General features: G+C 64.1%; 20 protein-coding genes. 11 read left to right on the top strand and 9 right to left on the bottom strand.

Annotated features, from left to right (window positions below; all coding sequences use genetic code 11):
- The 4 genes from VNZ93_RS21565 to VNZ93_RS21550 all read right to left on the bottom strand — a co-directional run.
- On the bottom strand, positions 1–634 hold a 634-nt coding region (locus tag VNZ93_RS21565; RefSeq protein ID WP_325710157.1), incomplete at its 3' end, for an alpha/beta fold hydrolase.
- Positions 635–856: 222 nt separating this feature from the next.
- Positions 857–1,105, bottom strand: coding sequence for a DUF3297 family protein (locus VNZ93_RS21560; protein ID WP_325710154.1), 249 nt, complete (start codon positions 1,103–1,105; stop codon positions 857–859).
- Positions 1,106–1,227: 122 nt separating this feature from the next.
- A complete protein-coding gene (locus VNZ93_RS21555; protein WP_325710151.1) occupies positions 1,228–1,683 on the bottom strand; it encodes a RidA family protein in 456 nt (151 codons plus the stop codon).
- Positions 1,684–1,745: 62 nt separating this feature from the next.
- Positions 1,746–2,816, bottom strand: coding sequence for a Kelch repeat-containing protein (locus tag VNZ93_RS21550; protein ID WP_325710148.1), 1,071 nt, complete (start codon positions 2,814–2,816; stop codon positions 1,746–1,748).
- Positions 2,817–2,945: 129 nt separating this feature from the next.
- Between VNZ93_RS21550 and bioB the strand changes: the two genes are divergently transcribed.
- Entirely contained in the window at positions 2,946–3,938 is a 993-nt protein-coding gene (gene bioB / locus VNZ93_RS21545; RefSeq protein ID WP_325710145.1) for a biotin synthase BioB, read from the top strand.
- A gap of 171 nt (positions 3,939–4,109) precedes the next feature.
- Positions 4,110–5,399 carry an adenosylmethionine--8-amino-7-oxononanoate transaminase gene (locus tag VNZ93_RS21540; RefSeq protein WP_325710142.1) on the top strand — a complete coding sequence of 430 codons (1,290 nt, stop codon included), beginning with the start codon at positions 4,110–4,112 and terminating at the stop codon, positions 5,397–5,399.
- Positions 5,400–5,414: 15 nt separating this feature from the next.
- Here VNZ93_RS21540 and VNZ93_RS21535 read toward each other — a convergent pair whose 3' ends face one another.
- The 4 genes from VNZ93_RS21535 to bioF form a co-directional block, all read right to left on the bottom strand.
- Entirely contained in the window at positions 5,415–5,669 is a 255-nt protein-coding gene (locus VNZ93_RS21535; protein WP_325710139.1) for a hypothetical protein, read from the bottom strand.
- Positions 5,666–5,866 (bottom strand): hypothetical protein, encoded by a 201-nt coding sequence (locus VNZ93_RS21530; RefSeq protein WP_325710136.1) that lies wholly within the window; start codon positions 5,864–5,866, stop codon positions 5,666–5,668. The genes VNZ93_RS21535 and VNZ93_RS21530 overlap by 4 nt, the downstream gene beginning before the upstream one ends.
- Positions 5,867–5,933: 67 nt before the next feature.
- Positions 5,934–6,617 (bottom strand): dethiobiotin synthase, encoded by a 684-nt coding sequence (bioD, locus tag VNZ93_RS21525; RefSeq protein WP_325710133.1) that lies wholly within the window; start codon positions 6,615–6,617, stop codon positions 5,934–5,936.
- 25 nt (positions 6,618–6,642) lie between these two features.
- Positions 6,643–7,794: an 8-amino-7-oxononanoate synthase gene (gene bioF, locus VNZ93_RS21520; protein WP_325710130.1), complete on the bottom strand. Its 1,152-nt coding sequence runs from the start codon at positions 7,792–7,794 to the stop codon at positions 6,643–6,645.
- A 110-nt stretch (positions 7,795–7,904) separates the two neighbouring features.
- On the opposite strand from bioF, the gene crcB reads away from it, so the two are divergent.
- The 6 genes from crcB (at position 7,905) to VNZ93_RS21490 (ending at position 12,551) form a co-directional block, all read left to right on the top strand.
- Positions 7,905–8,279: a fluoride efflux transporter CrcB gene (gene crcB / locus VNZ93_RS21515; protein WP_325710128.1), complete on the top strand. Its 375-nt coding sequence runs from the start codon at positions 7,905–7,907 to the stop codon at positions 8,277–8,279.
- Positions 8,280–8,478: 199 nt separating this feature from the next.
- Complete coding sequence (locus VNZ93_RS21510; RefSeq protein ID WP_325710125.1) at positions 8,479–9,201, top strand: isochorismatase family cysteine hydrolase; 723 nt, start codon at positions 8,479–8,481, stop codon at positions 9,199–9,201.
- The gene (locus VNZ93_RS21505; protein WP_325710122.1) at positions 9,198–10,796 is read left to right on the top strand and encodes a regulator; all 1,599 of its coding nucleotides are present in this window, start codon (positions 9,198–9,200) and stop codon (positions 10,794–10,796) included. The genes VNZ93_RS21510 and VNZ93_RS21505 overlap by 4 nt, the downstream gene beginning before the upstream one ends.
- A 65-nt stretch (positions 10,797–10,861) precedes the next feature.
- The gene (gene eda, locus VNZ93_RS21500) at positions 10,862–11,497 is read left to right on the top strand and encodes a bifunctional 4-hydroxy-2-oxoglutarate aldolase/2-dehydro-3-deoxy-phosphogluconate aldolase (protein WP_325710120.1); all 636 of its coding nucleotides are present in this window, start codon (positions 10,862–10,864) and stop codon (positions 11,495–11,497) included.
- Positions 11,497–12,057 (top strand): permease, encoded by a 561-nt coding sequence (locus VNZ93_RS21495; RefSeq protein ID WP_325710117.1) that lies wholly within the window; start codon positions 11,497–11,499, stop codon positions 12,055–12,057. Before eda ends, VNZ93_RS21495 begins: the two co-directional genes overlap by 1 nt.
- Positions 12,054–12,551, top strand: coding sequence for a hypothetical protein (locus tag VNZ93_RS21490; protein WP_325710114.1), 498 nt, complete (start codon positions 12,054–12,056; stop codon positions 12,549–12,551). Before VNZ93_RS21495 ends, VNZ93_RS21490 begins: the two co-directional genes overlap by 4 nt.
- A gap of 7 nt (positions 12,552–12,558) precedes the next feature.
- On the opposite strand, the gene VNZ93_RS21485 is transcribed toward VNZ93_RS21490, so the two are convergent.
- Positions 12,559–13,485, bottom strand: a complete 927-nt coding sequence (locus tag VNZ93_RS21485; RefSeq protein WP_325710111.1) for a sugar kinase — start codon at positions 13,483–13,485, stop codon at positions 12,559–12,561.
- Positions 13,486–13,672: 187 nt separating this feature from the next.
- Between VNZ93_RS21485 and VNZ93_RS21480 the strand changes: the two genes are divergently transcribed.
- From VNZ93_RS21480 to VNZ93_RS21470, 3 genes are all read left to right on the top strand, one after another.
- Positions 13,673–13,831, top strand: a complete 159-nt coding sequence (locus VNZ93_RS21480; protein WP_325710108.1) for a hypothetical protein — start codon at positions 13,673–13,675, stop codon at positions 13,829–13,831.
- Positions 13,831–14,580: a zinc ABC transporter ATP-binding protein AztA gene (gene aztA / locus VNZ93_RS21475; RefSeq protein WP_325710106.1), complete on the top strand. Its 750-nt coding sequence runs from the start codon at positions 13,831–13,833 to the stop codon at positions 14,578–14,580. Before VNZ93_RS21480 ends, aztA begins: the two co-directional genes overlap by 1 nt.
- A gap of 30 nt (positions 14,581–14,610) precedes the next feature.
- Positions 14,611–15,146: metal ABC transporter permease (locus VNZ93_RS21470; RefSeq protein WP_325710103.1), on the top strand; the 536-nt coding region annotated here is incomplete at its 3' end.

Below are 15,146 nucleotides of genomic sequence, written 5' to 3'. Positions count from 1 at the left end.
TCACGCGATCCGGATCGCCGAACACGTTGCGCGCGCCCTGCTCGACAAGGAAGCGCGGCAGCGTGTGTTGCAGCAGCCAGTTCACGCCGGGAATGCGCAGAAGCTGAAAGCCGATCGGCACCGAGGTCGAATGGAACGGATAGCCGCCCGCATCGACGAGGATCAGCTTTTTAACACGCGCAGGTTCGGCGAGCGCGGCGCGCCAGGCCACGGCGCCGCCGAGTGAATTGCCGCCGGCGATGCAGGTTTGCACGCCGAGTTTGTCGAGCAATGCGAACATGACGCGGACGTCGTTGTCGACCGAATAGGTGTTGTCAGGGGAGGGCCCGGTCAGCCCGAAGCCCGGAAGATCGAAACGGATAATACGCTTCCTGTCTTTCAGCCCGTCCACCCAGCCGTCCCAGGCGTGCAGCGAGGAGCCGGTGCCGTGCATCAGCACCAGCGGAACTGCATCATCGCGCGGGCCCTCGTCGCGCACATGCACCTTCATGCCGGCGACATCGACGAACTGCGAGGGCGGAGGCGCCCATCGCGCCTCCAGATCATCGACGCGAAGCTCCGGCGCCCAGGTCAGCGCGAGAAAAGCGCCGACGGCGAGAACGAGCCCAACCACAAGAGCTGCAGCGATCGTCATGACCATTTTCATGGCAAAGCGATTTCGGCTGTCGATGCAGCAAACTAGCGAAAGAACTGGATGGCTTTGTGGCCGCCGTTGCGGCCGATTGTTGCGCGACAGCGGTTCGCGCCGTCGCGCGGCTGGCGGCTATTTGCGGCCGGCGCGCATGATCCTTGGCGCGCGTTGTGTGCGCGCTGCCTTGCGTATCGGATGCGTGTGCGCGCGCGATAAAGCGGGCGGTCAGCTCGCCGGCTTGTCCTTGAAATAGGGCTCGACCTTGCCTTTCAGCTTGATGGTCAGCGGCTTGCCGAAACGGTCCTTGGCAGCGCCCGCCGCCACGCGGATCCAGCCCTCGCTGATGCAATATTCCTCGACATTGGTCTTTTCCTTGCCCTCGAAGCGGATGCCGATATCGTGCGACAGCAATTCCTCGTTGTAGTGGGGGCTGTCCGGATCGACGGAGAGGCGGTCGGGAAAGGTGTCGGTCATGATGGCTCGCAGATGGGTCGTGCAGATGTGGCAATCCTGGACGCCCTCCTAAGCCGTCGGGCGCCCATTCGCAATCGGCTTGCATGCAACGCGAATGGGGCCTTTTTTGTTGGCTCGGGCGCCTACTTGTCGCCGACCACGGCCACCGCCGAGATCTCCAGCATCATGCCGACCGCGGGCAGGCTGTGGACGGTGATCGTGGTGCTGGCCGGGAAATTGCCGTCCGGCCAGAACTCGCGTCGGATCGGCATCAGCGGGTCTAGCAGCCGCGGATCGGTGAGATAGACGGTGATCGTCACCACATCCTTGATGCTGCCGCCGGCGCGCTTCACCACAGAATCGATGGCGCGGAAGATCACGCGCGCCTGGCCTTCAAAGTCGCCGGCCATCGACTTGCCCTGCTCGTCGACAAGTCCGGTCTGGCCGGAGACCCAGACAGTTTTGCCGCCCTCAGTGACGACGCCGGGAGAAAAGCCGCGTGACTGCGCACGATCGGCTTTCAAATAGTCACGCGCTGTACCGGGAGTTGCGGACAGCACGACGACGCCGGCAAGCGCAAGCAGACAGGCACGGATCATTGTTATCTCCTTCAGTGAAATTCGGAGAGTGAGCAGGCAATCGACGTGCCAGCAAGGCCGCCTCAGGTCAGCGTGAAGGCTTCGTGCACCGCGCTCTGGATCGAACCGCCCATCACCGGCCCGCCGCCGCAGACGTGGATGAAGTCGCCAATGACGGCAGCGCCCAAACCATGTCGCGGCGTCGGCATCGGGGCATAGGATTCCCAGATGTCCTTCTCGATATCGTAGCCCTCGTTCTGGCCATAGACCCGGTTGGTGCCTTCACCGCCCATCACGAAAATCCTGCCGCTCATCAGAACCGCGCCGTGGCCGGAACGCGCGGTCGGCAGCGGCGCACGCGGCTCCCACTTGTCGGACTTCGGATCGTAGACGTGATGCAGGTTCGAGTTGGTGTGGAACGAGTCCACCCGGCCGCCGATCACATGGATCTTGCCGTTCACCGCGAGCGTGCCGGTATGATCTCGGCCGGTCGGCATCGGCGCGCGCGCCGCCCATTGGTCGATGCGCGGGTCATAAACCAGATGCCAGTCGACCGACTTCTTTGTTGCGAAAGTGTCTCCGATCGCGCCGCCGATCGCATGCAGTGTGCCGTTGATCGCCGCGCAGCCGATCGCCGCGAACGGCTTCGGCAGCGGCGCGATGGCGCGCCAGTTCTCGCCGTCGAGCACGAAGCACAGATTATCCGGCTTGCGGTTCTGTTCGATGAAGCCGCCAATGGCGTAAAGCTTGCCGTTGACGACCGCCACGCCGACGTGATTGGCGCCGCGCGGCAGGAGCGGCGCGTCGATCCATTTGTCGGTCGCCTGGTCGTAAACGTGGTGGTAAGGCCGGTCCACGCGCTGTTCGCCATAGCCGCCGACCACATGCATGCGGTTGTTGAGCGTGGTGGCCCAGGCCATCTCGCTGCGCGGCAAGGGCAGCGCCGCCCTGGTCACCCAGCGTCCCTGCTGGGCGGCGCGCGGTGCCGGAGAATCGAAGACCTGCTGCAGCTTCATGGTGTCGAGCGGCGGAGTCTTGATCTTCGGATCGGTGAGGTGGGAGTAGACCGGGTCGTGCCCGGCATGGTGCTGCGCCAGCGCGGGGGCTGCGACGCTTGCGCCCAGGCCCGCCAGTATCGTGCGCCGTGAAATCATTCCACTCCCCCGTGGCCCTGTCAGCCGCCGCTCCCACCCGAGCGACTAGCTTGGCTTGGCGGCGGCACTATGACATGAAGCCACAGGCACAGGGCAAGAGCCGCCCTACGAGTGTGCCAGGGACGAAAGATGACCCTCGGAACCTACGAAAAAGCTGCATTTCCCGGCGCCGTCGGCGCGGACCGGCATGACTGGACCCGCGCCGAGATCCGCGACCTGTTCGCCCTGCCGTTTCCGGAATTGATGTTTCAGGCGCAGGCGACGCATCGCGCCAGTTTCGACCCCTGCGAGGTCCAGGTCTCGACGCTGCTGTCGATCAAGACCGGCGGCTGCCCCGAGGACTGCGCCTATTGCCCGCAGAGCGCGAGTTACGACACCGGCGTCAAGGCCGAAAAGCTGATGAGCGTCGACAAGGTGCTGGCGGAAGCGCAGGCGGCCAAGGATGCCGGCGCAAGCCGCTTCTGCATGGGCGCGGCCTGGCGCGAGCCGAAGGATCGCGACCTCGACAAGGTGTGCGCGATGATCGAGGGCGTGCGCGCGATGGGACTCGAGACCTGCGTGACGCTCGGCATGCTGACCGGCAATCAGGCCAGGCGTCTGAAGCAATCGGGCCTCGATTACTACAACCACAATCTCGACACCTCCCCGGAATTCTACGGGAATATCATCACGACCCGCACCTATCAGGAGCGTCTCGACACGCTGGCGCATGTTCGCGATGCGGGCATCAATGTCTGCTGCGGCGGCATCGTCGGCATGGGCGAGGGCGCCGAGGACAGGGTCGGCATGATCCATGCGCTTGCGACGCTGCCGGTGCATCCGGAAAGCGTGCCGATCAATATGCTTGTGCAGGTGGAAGGAACGCCGCTCGCCAATGGCGCTGCGATCGATGCCATCGATTTCGTTCGCACGATTGCGGTTGCGCGCGTCACCATGCCGCGCTCGATGGTGCGGCTCTCGGCCGGTCGCGAGGACATGACCGACGAGACGCAGGCGCTTTGCTTCCTGGCCGGCGCCAATTCGATCTTCTACGGGCCAAAGCTGCTGACAACGGCAAATCCGGCGGCGGATCGCGACCGGCAATTGATGGATCGACTCGGCCTGCGCGCCATGCAGGTGTGAATTCCCTTTCTTTACCTCCCCCCTGAAAGGGGGAGGTCGACTGACTTCGCAAAGCGAAGGCAGTCGGGTGGGGGTCACTCACTGAGTTTTGGAAAATCGACCCCCCCTCCCTGACCCTCCCCCTTTGAAGGGAGGGAATACGTTGAGTGCGGTAACGGTCGTGAGTGTCCCATGCAGGAAAAGGCGTCAGTCAGTTCCGGGCCGCGCTGGTACGCCACCGGCCTCGACCATATCTGGCTGCCCTATTCGCAGATGAAGACAGCGCCTGCGCCGCTGCCGGTGGCGCGGACGGAAGGCACGCGCATCCATCTGACAGACGGCCGCGAACTCGTCGACGGCATCGCGTCGTGGTGGACGGCCTGCCACGGCTACAATCATCTGCATATCCGGGACGCCGTGCAGCGGCAGCTCGAGGTCATGCCGCATGTGATGTTCGGCGGTCTCGTGCATGAGCAGCCGTTGACCCTCGCACGACGACTGTCGGAGATGCTGCCGGGCGATCTCGATCGCGTGTTCTTCACCGATTCCGGTTCGGTCTCGGTTGAGGTCGCGATGAAGATGGCGATCCAGTACCGGCTCAATCTCGGCGACAAGAAGCGCGATACCTTCGTGTGCTTCCGCGGCGGCTATCACGGCGACACGCTGGGCACGATGGCAGTCTCGGATGAGACCGGCATGCATAAGGCCTTTGCCGGTGTGCTGCATCGTCATCTGATGGCCGATTTGCCGAAGGACGATGAGTCGGAAGCCGCGTTGTCCGCATTGCTGGAGCGCAACGCTGCGCGGCTCGCCGGCATCATCGTCGAGCCGCTGGTGCAGGGCGCGGGTGGCATGCGCTTTCACGATCCGTCCGTGCTCACGCGACTTCGCAGGGTCGCCGACCGTTTCGATCTGCTGCTGATCCTCGACGAAATATTTACCGGCTTCGGCCGGACCGGCACCATGTTCGCGTGCGAGGCCGCCGGCATCGTGCCCGATATCGTCACACTGTCGAAGGCGCTCACTGGCGGGACGCTTCCGCTCGCGGCAACGGTCGCGCGCAGGAAGGTGTTTGACGCTTTCTGGTCGGACGATCCGATGGCGGCGCTGATGCACGGTCCGACCTATATGGCCAATGCGCTGGCCTGTGCCGCTGCCAATGCATCGCTCGATCTGTTCGAGGACGGCGAACGGCTGCGTCAGGTCGCGCGCATCGAGCAGTGGCTGACCGCGGGGCTTGCGCCATGCGGCGATCTGCCGGGCGTGACCGATGTGCGCATCCGCGGCGCGATCGGCGTCGTCGAGCTTGTACGCATCGACGACCTCGGTGCGTTGCGCAGAGCCTTTGTCGAGAGGGGCGCGTTCATCCGGCCGATCGGCAACGTGATCTACCTCACGCCGGCGCTGACCATCGGCGAGGAGGATGTGGCGTTTCTCACGCGGGTGATCGGAGAGGTGGTGCGAGACGCTCGTCACGCTTAGACGCGTTGGAGTAGCTCAGCCCATCAGCGCGTCGTAATCGGCATGCGAGCCGATCCAGAACCACAGTAAGCCCTCATCGGCCTCCACCGCCAACGCGCGGTAACGCAGTCCCACCCGTACCGACCAATACTGACCGACTTTCTTGAAGTGCAGCGACGGATGCTTCGGGTTGTCTTTGAGGAGTGCGTAGTTTCGATCGGCGACTTCGCGAACGGAAGCGGGAAGCTTTTGGTAGGCCTCCCAAAAATCCGGGCTCGCGAAGTGTCTCATATCTCGCGGGCGCGGCCCTTACGGTAATCGTCTCGTGCGCGCTCCGCCAGCGCATCGAGCCGGCCGCTCTTCGCATCCCGTGCGATCTTTTCGTCAAACCGTGCAGCGTCAAAGGCCTCGAACCAGTCGCGAAACTTGGCAAGCTGATCGGGCGTGAGCTGGGTCACGGCTTGTTCGATCTCTTCGAGCTTGGTCATGTCAGCTTGTTAGCACAAATCCGGTGACGCGTCATATCCGAACTCCGCTGAAGACCGCTCTCCGCCGCTACACCAGCCCGCAGCTCTTCGCGATCTGGGCGAACGCCGGATGATCCGCCCCCGCTTCCAGCCGCGGCAATGCGATCACTTCGATCGCAGGCAGAAAACGGCTGATCGTCGCGACGGTTTCGAACAGCGGCACGTGGCTGCCTTCGCTTTCGCTGACGACGATCGTGCGCAGGTCGCAGTCCTCCTGGTCCAGCACCTCGGCGGCAGTCAGCGTATGACTGATGCTGCCGAGATAAGTGCCGGCGACGAGCACCACCGGCAGATCGAGCTCGGCGATCCAGTCCAGCACAGTGTTGTCCTGGTCGATCGGCACCATCACGCCGCCAACGCCTTCGACCAGAAGCGAGCCGTCCGCTTCCTTCATCGCGGTCTCGCAGAATGACACCAGCTGATCGAAGTCGATCTCCGTGCCCGCATGACGCGCGGCCATGTCCGGCGACAGCGGCGCGGCGAAACGCCATGGCGAGATGTCATGGATTTCCTCGTCGGTGAACGGCAGACCGAGCGCGCGCAACAGAACGCCCGAGTCGCTCTCGCCGGCGCGTGCTGGATCGAATCCGCTGACGATCGGCTTCACCGCATCGATCGCTTCGCCCTGGCTGCGCAGATAGCGGATCAGGCCCGCGGCGACGAACGTCTTGCCGACATCGGTCCCGCTCGCAGTGATGAAGACGGATGCCATTGACGCCTATCCCCCGGTTTGAGCTTCAGCTCAGGATGCGGTTACGCACGATATTCGCCAGCCGTTCGATCGCCTCGTCCGGCTGCGCTGCATTGAACGTCACGCGGAGCCGTGCGGTTCCCTCCGGCACGGTCGGTGGGCGGATTGCGACCACCAGAAATCCTTCGTCTTCCAGCAATGCCGACGCCCGCAACGCAGCATCGGCGTCTCCTATGGTGACCGGCACAATTGCGCTCTCTGCGGCCGGCAGATTGGCCGCGCGGGTGAACGCACGCGCTTTCCGGACGGGCAGGGCGGCATAATCGGGATCGCCTTCAATGATGTCGAGGGCTGCGATCGCCGCACCGAGTGCTGCCGGCGGCAGACCGGTCGAATAGATCAGCGTGCGCGCGCGGTTGTGCATCAGGTCGATCACCTCGCGCGATGCGCACAGATAACCGCCATAGCTGCCGATCGCCTTCGACAGGGTGCCCATCTGCAACGGGATCTCGGCGGGCGGATTGGTTGCGAATGCAGAGCCGCGGCCTTTGCCGAGGACGCCGATGCCATGCGCATCGTCGCTCATCAGCCAGGCGTCGTAGCGATTGGCCACTTCCGACAGGTCCTGAAGCGGGGCGAGATCGCCGTCCATCGAGAACACGCCCTCGGTCACGATCAGCGCATGCGTGAAGCGTGCGCGTTCGGCCTCGAGGAGCGTGCGCAGATGGGCGACGTCATTGTGACGGAAGGTCAGGATCGGAGCGCCGCTGAGCCTCGCGCCGGTATGCATCGAGGCATGCGCAAGCTCGTCGATCAGGATCACGTCGTCGCGCCCGGTCAGCGCGGGAATGATCCCTGCATTGGCGAGGTAGCCCGACCCGAACACGCAGGCGGCGTCCGCACCCTTCAGCCGGGCCAGCCGGCCTTCCAGCTCCGTGTAGAGCGGATTACTGCCGGTTACGAGCCGGGACGCACCGGCGCCCGCGCCGTATTTTTCCGCGGCCAGTGCCGCGGCGCGCTTCACGGCCGGATGCTGGCTGAGATTGAGGTAGTCGTTGCTGCAGAAGGACAGCAGCGTGCGGCCGTTGCGGACAACATTGACGCCATCGCCCGCGGCAGTCTCGACGATGCCGCGCCGCAGGTTTTCACGTTCGCGCGCCGCGAGCTTGTCGCGGGCGAAAAGATCGAGGGATCGCATGGCGGGCGGACCATGGACGGCCCCCCCGTTGGACGCAACCGGAAAGTCGGCGATAACCGGCCCTGGCCGGGGGCAGAGGATTCCCGACCATTGCAGAAGGTCTGGCCGGGATGGCTTATCTCTTGGTGTTTCTGGGGGGCGGGCTCGGGGCGATGCTCCGCCACGGTGTCAATGTGGCGACGCCGCGCTTGCTGGGCAATGGCTTTCCCTGGAGCACATTCCTCATCAACATCACCGGGTCGCTGATCATGGGCCTCGTCGCCGGCTGGTTCGCCTTCAAGGGCGACGCGCCACAAGGCTGGAGGCTTTTCCTGACTACGGGAATCCTCGGCGGTTACACGACCTTTTCCGCCTTCTCCCTCGATACGGCGCTCTTATATGAGCGTGGTGACGTGGGTCTTGCCGCGGCCTATGTGGCGGCCTCGGTCGCGCTTTCGATTGCCGGATTGTTCGCCGGACTTTGGATCATCCGCTCGCTGGCGTGATGAAAGCCGGAGCAGAATTGCTGATGTTTTCGGCAGCGTTGCCAATACCGGATTTGCCTGCGCTGCATCGATCGCAAACGTTTGCGAACTGAATCAAAGCCTTAGCAGCGCGGACGCGCAAAAAATGCTTTGCATACAATAGCGCGAACTTGGCCCCGAACTTGCGTAGCTCCTCCTGCCGGGATCGGGAGATGCTGCTGTGCCAGTCAGGATCGATGCCGAACCTTATCCGCTTCAGATCGACATCAGCCGGTCTGCACTCGTCATTATCGACATGCAGCGGGATTTCCTCGAGCCCGGCGGTTTCGGCGCCGCGCTCGGCAATGACGTCTCGCTCCTCAAGGCTGCGGTTGAGCCGATCAACAATGTGCTCAAGGTCGCGCGCGAAATCGGTCTCCTCGTCATCCACACGCGCGAAGGCCACAGGCCGGACCTTGCCGATGCGCCGCCGCTGAAGGTCGATCGCGGCGATCCGGCAACGCGCATCGGTGCACCGGGGCCGATGGGACGCATCCTCGTCCGCGGCGAGCCGGGCCACGACATCATTCCCGAGCTTTATCCCATTGCCGGCGAGCCTGTGATCGACAAGCCCGGCAAGGGCGCCTTCTACCAGACCGATCTGGAGTTGATGCTGAAGAACCGCAGCATCGAAACGCTGCTGGTGTGCGGCGTGACGACCGAGGTCTGTGTCAACACCACGATCCGCGAAGCCAATGATCGCGGCTTCCGCTGCATCGCTTTGTCCGATTGCTGCGCATCCTATTTCCCGGAATTCCACGCCGCGGGTCTTGCGATGATCAAGGCACAGGGCGGGATTTTCGGTTGGGTCTCCGATTCACAGAAAGCGATTGCTGCGATCGCCGCGCATGGCGCACGCGCATCCAAAATGCCGTTTGGGATCATCGAAGGGGGAGTGCGATGACCGAGATTGCGAAGATGGATCTGGCGAAGTCCCGTCCTGCATTGTGGACGCCGGGCGACTGGAACGCGTTTTTTGGCTTCGGCACCAACATCCTGGTCAACATGCTGGTGCTGACCGGGCTTCTGCGCTTCGTGCTGAAGATGCCGGACTCGATCGTGTTCGGCCGCATCCTTCCCGCGATGGGTCTGATGATGTTTCTCTCGACCGTGTATTATGCGTGGCTCGCATACAGATTGGCATTGAGGACCGGCCGCTCCGATGTCTGTGCGCTGCCGTCGGGCATCAGCGTGCCGCACATGTTCGTGGTCACTTTCGTAATCATGCTGCCGATCTCGCTTCGTACCAATGACCCGATCAAGGGCTGGGAGGCGGGCCTCGTCTGGGTGTTCTTCCAGAGCTTCATCCTGATGATCGGCGGTTTCATTGCGCCGTATATCCGCAAGATCACGCCGCGCGCCGCACTTCTCGGCACGCTTGCCGGTGTTTCGATCACCTTCATTTCGATGCGGCCCGCGCTCGAGATGTTCCTGACACCGCAGATCGGGCTCCTTTGCTTTGCGATCATTCTCGTCGCCTGGTTCGGCGGCGTGAAATATCCGAAGGGCATTCCGGCGGGCCTGATTGCGATCGCGGCCGGCATGCTGATCGCCTGGGGGTCGACGCTGTTCGGCTTCAGCATCGGCGGTCTCAGCGTGGACAAGGTAACGGGCGCCTTCGCCAATTTTGGTTTTTCGGTGCCGATCCCTGCATTCGGTCACGTGTTCTCAGGCTTCGAGTTCCTTGGCATCATTCTTGTCACCGCAATCCCGTTCGGTATCTACGATCTCGTGGAAGCCATGGACAACGTGGAGAGCGCGGAAGCCGCCGGCGATCACTACCAGACGACGCAGGTGCTGACGGCCGATGGCGTGGTCAGCCTGATCGGCTGCCTGATGGGCAACCCCTTCATCAACGCGGTCTATATCGGTCATCCCGGCTGGAAGGCGATGGGCGGACGCATCGGCTATTCGGCCGCGACCGGGCTGATGGTGATCGTCCTGTCCTGGTTCGGCATCGTGGCGCTCATGCTTGCGCTCGTCCCGCTGGTCGCGATCTCGCCAATCCTACTCTACATCGGCATGCTAATTGGCGCGCAGGCGTTCCAGACCACGCCGACCCATCATGCGCCCGCGATCGCCCTCGCACTGACGCCGCATCTCGCGGCATGGGCGAAGACCCTGATCGACGGAGCGCTCGGTGCTGCCGGGACCACGGCCGCTGCTGTCGGCTTCGACAAGATGGCAATGCAGGGCGTGATCTATCACGGCCTCGAGGTCATGGGCGGCGGCGCGATCCTGTCCGGGCTGATCCTGGGCGCGATCGGGGTGTTCATCGTGGACCGCGAATTCGTGAAGGCCTCGGCCTTCGCGGCCGCGGGCGCCGTGCTGACCTTCTTCGGCTTCATGCACGGCGAGGCGGTGGGCATTGCCGTGACGCCTTCGGTGGCGCTGGCCTATGCCATGGTCGCGGCCTTCCTGTACGGCCTCAGCCGGCAGAGCCTCGGCATCAGCGTCCCGGCTCCGGCCCCGAAAGCCGCCGCGGTCCCGGCCGAATAAGGCACGCAGCCCGGCCATACCGGGTCGTGACTTGAATCGAATGCGCTTCGCGGGCATGTGGGGGCATGCCCGACGCCACCGACTCCTTGGCCATCCTCAGCCGGGCACCGGTCATTCCGGTGCTCACGATCCACGACTTTGAGCTGGCCGTGCCGCTTGCGCGCGCTTTGTGCGATGGCGGCCTCCCCGTGATCGAGGTCACGCTTCGCACGAGGGCGGCGCTCGCCGCCATTGCAGCGATTGCGGTGGAAGTGCCGGACTGCATCGTCGGCGCGGGCACGGTGGTCCGGCATGTCGATGCAGCCTTCGCGATCGATTCGGGCGCGAAATTCCTGGTCAGTCCCGGGACCGACACGGTTCTCGCCGAAACCTTCACCGAGATCGAGATCCCGGTTCTTCCCGGTTGTTCGACCGTGAGCGAGGCGATGGTGCTGTCCGACCTCGGCTTCGAAGTCCTCAAATTCTTTCCGGCGGAAGCCTGCGGTGGCGCGGCCTGGTTGAAGGCGGTCGCGGCACCCTTGCCGCATATCCGTTTCTGTCCGACCGGCGGGATCCATGTGGGCAATGCGCCCGACTATCTTGCGCTGCCGAATGTCGTCTCTGTCGGCGGCTCCTGGGTGGTGCCGCAGGATGCGCTTGCGGCGAAGGACTTCAAGCGCATCAAGGCGCTTGCGCGCGAGGCGGCGGACCTGCGCGCCTGATGCAAGCGGACAAGCCGCAGCCGGCGCGCCGCAAGCGCAAGACGTTCGATTGGCCGACCGCCGTTCTGATTGCCATCGTCGTTTCGGCCGCAGCCTATGTCTTTTGGCGCGACGGTGCAGCGCGCTTCTTCGACGTGATCTGGTCCGATGCCGACCTGTTCGTGTGGATGCTGCCGAACGTCCTGGCCGGCTGCCTGATCGCAGCCTTGGTGACGATCCTCTTGCCGCGCGACACGGTCAGCCGCTGGGTTGGCCGCGATTCGGGCCTCAAGGGAATTCTCATTTCCGCGGGCGCCGGGATCATCGTGCCGGGAGGGCCGTTCACGATCTATCCGATTGCCGCGGCGTTCCTCGGCATGGGCGCGGACGTGGCCGCTGTCGTGACGCTCATCACAAGCTGGACCACGATCGGCATGAGCCGCGCACTGGTGTGGGAATTGCCGTTTCTCGGATTTGATTTCGTGCTCTGGCGCTGGCTCGCCGCGCTGCCGCTGGCAATCCTGGCAGGTCTGATCGTGCGGGCAATCGAACGCTATTGGCGTGCCGGAGCCAAGCCGTGATCGATGTCATCGTCACGGCCGCGCTTTGGATCATAGTTGCGGCGCTGGCTCTCGGTGTCGCCAGGCGCAGCACGCCGCTGTTGCGGGAAAGCACGAAAGAAGGAAGCGTCGAATTCCTGCGGCTTGTGCCGCGCATGGCCATCGGCGTACTCGGGTCGGGCTTTATCGCCGCCGCTCTGCCGCAGGATTTCGTGGTGGCCTGGCTCGGTTCGTCGTCGGGCGTGTTGGGAATCGCACTTGCGGGCTTTGCGGGTGCGATGACGCCAGGCGGTCCGGTGGTGGGTTTCGCTATCGCTGCGGCTGCATTGAAAGGCGGGGCGGGCGCGCCGCAGGTGATCGCCTATTCCACCGCCTGGGCGCTTTACGCGTTTCCGCGTCTGCTGACCTATGAAGTTCCGATCCTGCCGGCGCGCGTTGTGTGGCTGCGCGTGATCGCGAGCCTGCCCCTGCCATTCATCGCGGCGTGGCTCGCGATGTTGCTCGGAAAGCCGTAACCCGCGCTCAATGCACCGCGTTCTCGGCGCGCGGGGTAATCGCGCCGCGATGCCGGATCACTTCCGATGCGAGGCGGTGACCAGCAATCGCCGCATCGCCCGGATTCTCGTCGGCGAGCCGCGCGGCGATGTACGCGGCATTGAAGCTGTCGCCAGCGGCCGTGGTATCGACCGGCACCACGACATCCGGCACTGGCACGAATTCCTTGTGTCCGCCGGCCGCAACCAGCGCGGAATTCGGTCCGTTCTTGATCGCGATCTCGGCGATGCCGAAGGCCTGCAGCCGCTCGATGGTCGCATCGGGCGACGGATCGCCCCACAGCAATGCTTCGTCGTCGTAAGTCGGGAGTGCGATGTCGACCCGCTTCAGCGCTTCGATGAACACGGTGCGCGTTCGCTGCACGTCGCCCTTCCAGGCGCGTGGCCGGTAATTGCCGTCGAAGACCACCTTGGCGCCGGCCTTGCGCGCGAGTTCGAGCAACGCAAGAAAACGCCCAAGTCCCTGATTGGAATAGATCGACAGCGTGATCCCGGAAAAATACACGATGCGTGCGCCGACAATGCTTTCGGCGACGCGCGACCAGTCGGGCAGTTCGAACAATTCCCGTGCCGGCGCGGTCTCCCGCCAGTAATGGAAGCTGCGCTCGCCCTTGGTATCGGTCTCGATCAGGTAGAGGCCGGGCAGGCGGCCGGGCACCCGGACGATCAGGTCCGTGGCGATACCTTCGGCGGCGGCGAGCGCCACGATGCGGTCGGAATAGACATCGTCGCCGAGAGCGGTTGCGTAGGCGACGGGGAGACCGCGGCGGGCCAGGTAGACCGCGGTGTTGAACGTGTCGCCGCCGCAGGACTGGCTGAACCGGCCATCCTGACCGCGTGCCATTTCGATCATGACCTCGCCGATCGAGACGATGCGCTTGGACTGGTTACTCATGGCTGGCCGCGATCCTGCTGGGTTGGAGGGCACCATGGCCCGTTCCGACGGGATTTGGCAATGAAACCCGGTCGGAAACTGTTCCAGACCGCCATCTTGCCTGTACGGGGCGCCTCCCGAGGGTTCCGGACCCTTGGCATGCCGCAATGTTATACTATAACAAACGCGGGCCAGCCTCCGGGACCTCATGACCGAACACCATCACCACCACCATCCTCACGGCCATGCGCATCCGCCGGCTGCGGTCGGACCGTCGATCCTCCGGCTGTCGGTCGTGCAAAGGCTGGCTACCGCGAGCGTGCTCGTCGTATTGGTATGGGCGGCCGTGATCTGGGCGATGCGCTGATGACCGTCCACGTCACGACACCTCAACTTCAATTCCGCGACCTGACGCTCGGCTACGACCGGCATCCAGCGGTCCATCATCTGAGCGGTGACGTGCCGCCCGGTGCGCTGCTCGCTGTCGTCGGTCCGAACGGCGCCGGCAAGTCGACGCTGTTCAAGGGAATCGTCGGCGCGCTGAAACCATTGTCGGGCCGGGTCGATCTCAATGGTCTGTCCGCGCGCGACGTCGCCTATCTTCCGCAGGCTGCCGAGATCGATCGCACATTTCCGATTTCTGTCTACGACCTGGTGGCGATGGGGCTCTGGCGCAGGACGGGCATCTGGGGCGGCTTCTCGAAAGCCGATCACGCCAGGATTCAGCAAGCGATCGCCGCCGTCGGCCTGACCGGTTTCGAACAGCGCGCCATCGGCACGCTCTCGGGCGGCCAGATGCAACGCATGTTGTTTGCCCGGTTGCTGCTGCAGGACGCCAGGCTTGTCGTGCTCGATGAGCCATTCAACGCGATCGACGCCAAGACCTGCGCGGATCTCGTGGCGCTCGTCCAGCACTGGCACAAGGAAGGCCGCACGATCCTCGCGGCTTTGCACGACATGGATCTGGTGCGCTCGACCTTCCCGCAGACCCTGTTGCTCGCGCGCGAACAGGTGGCGTGGGGCGACACGGCATCGGTGCTGACGGCCGCCAACATGCAGAAGGCGCGGCACATGTGCGAAGCCTTCGACGAAGAGGCTGCAGCATGCGCGGCGTGATGATGTTCGCGATCCGCGTTGGAGAGTAGCTTGTTCTACGACACCCTCATCGCCCCCTTCGCCGAATTCGATTTCATGCGCCGCGCGCTGGTGGGCGTGATGGCGCTCGCGCTCGGCGCCGGTCCCATCGGCGTCTTCCTGATGCTGCGGCGGATGTCGCTGGTCGGTGACGCGATGGCCCATGCGGTGCTGCCGGGCGCCGCCATCGGCTTCCTGATTTCCGGGCTTAACATCTTCGCGATGACCGCCGGTGGCCTGATCGCAGGCTTCGTCGTTGCGCTGCTGGCGGGTCTTGTGGCTCGCTCGACGGAGCTGAAAGAGGATGCTTCGCTTGCGGTGTTCTTCCTGATTTCGCTGGCGGTGGGCGTCACCATCATCTCCGTGCGCGGGACCAATATCGACCTTCTGCATTTCCTGTTCGGATCGGTGCTCGCGCTCGACGATCAGACGCTGATCCTGATCGCGATCAATGCCACGGTCACGCTGTTCGGGCTCGCGCTGATCTATCGTCCGCTGGTTCTGGAATGCGTCGATCCGCTCTATCTGAGATCGGTCAGCAAGGCCGG

This window comes from Pseudorhodoplanes sp. (assembly GCF_035565795.1).
GTDB lineage: Bacteria > Pseudomonadota > Alphaproteobacteria > Rhizobiales > Xanthobacteraceae > Pseudorhodoplanes.
This window is presented reverse-complemented; position numbering and strand designations above follow the sequence as displayed.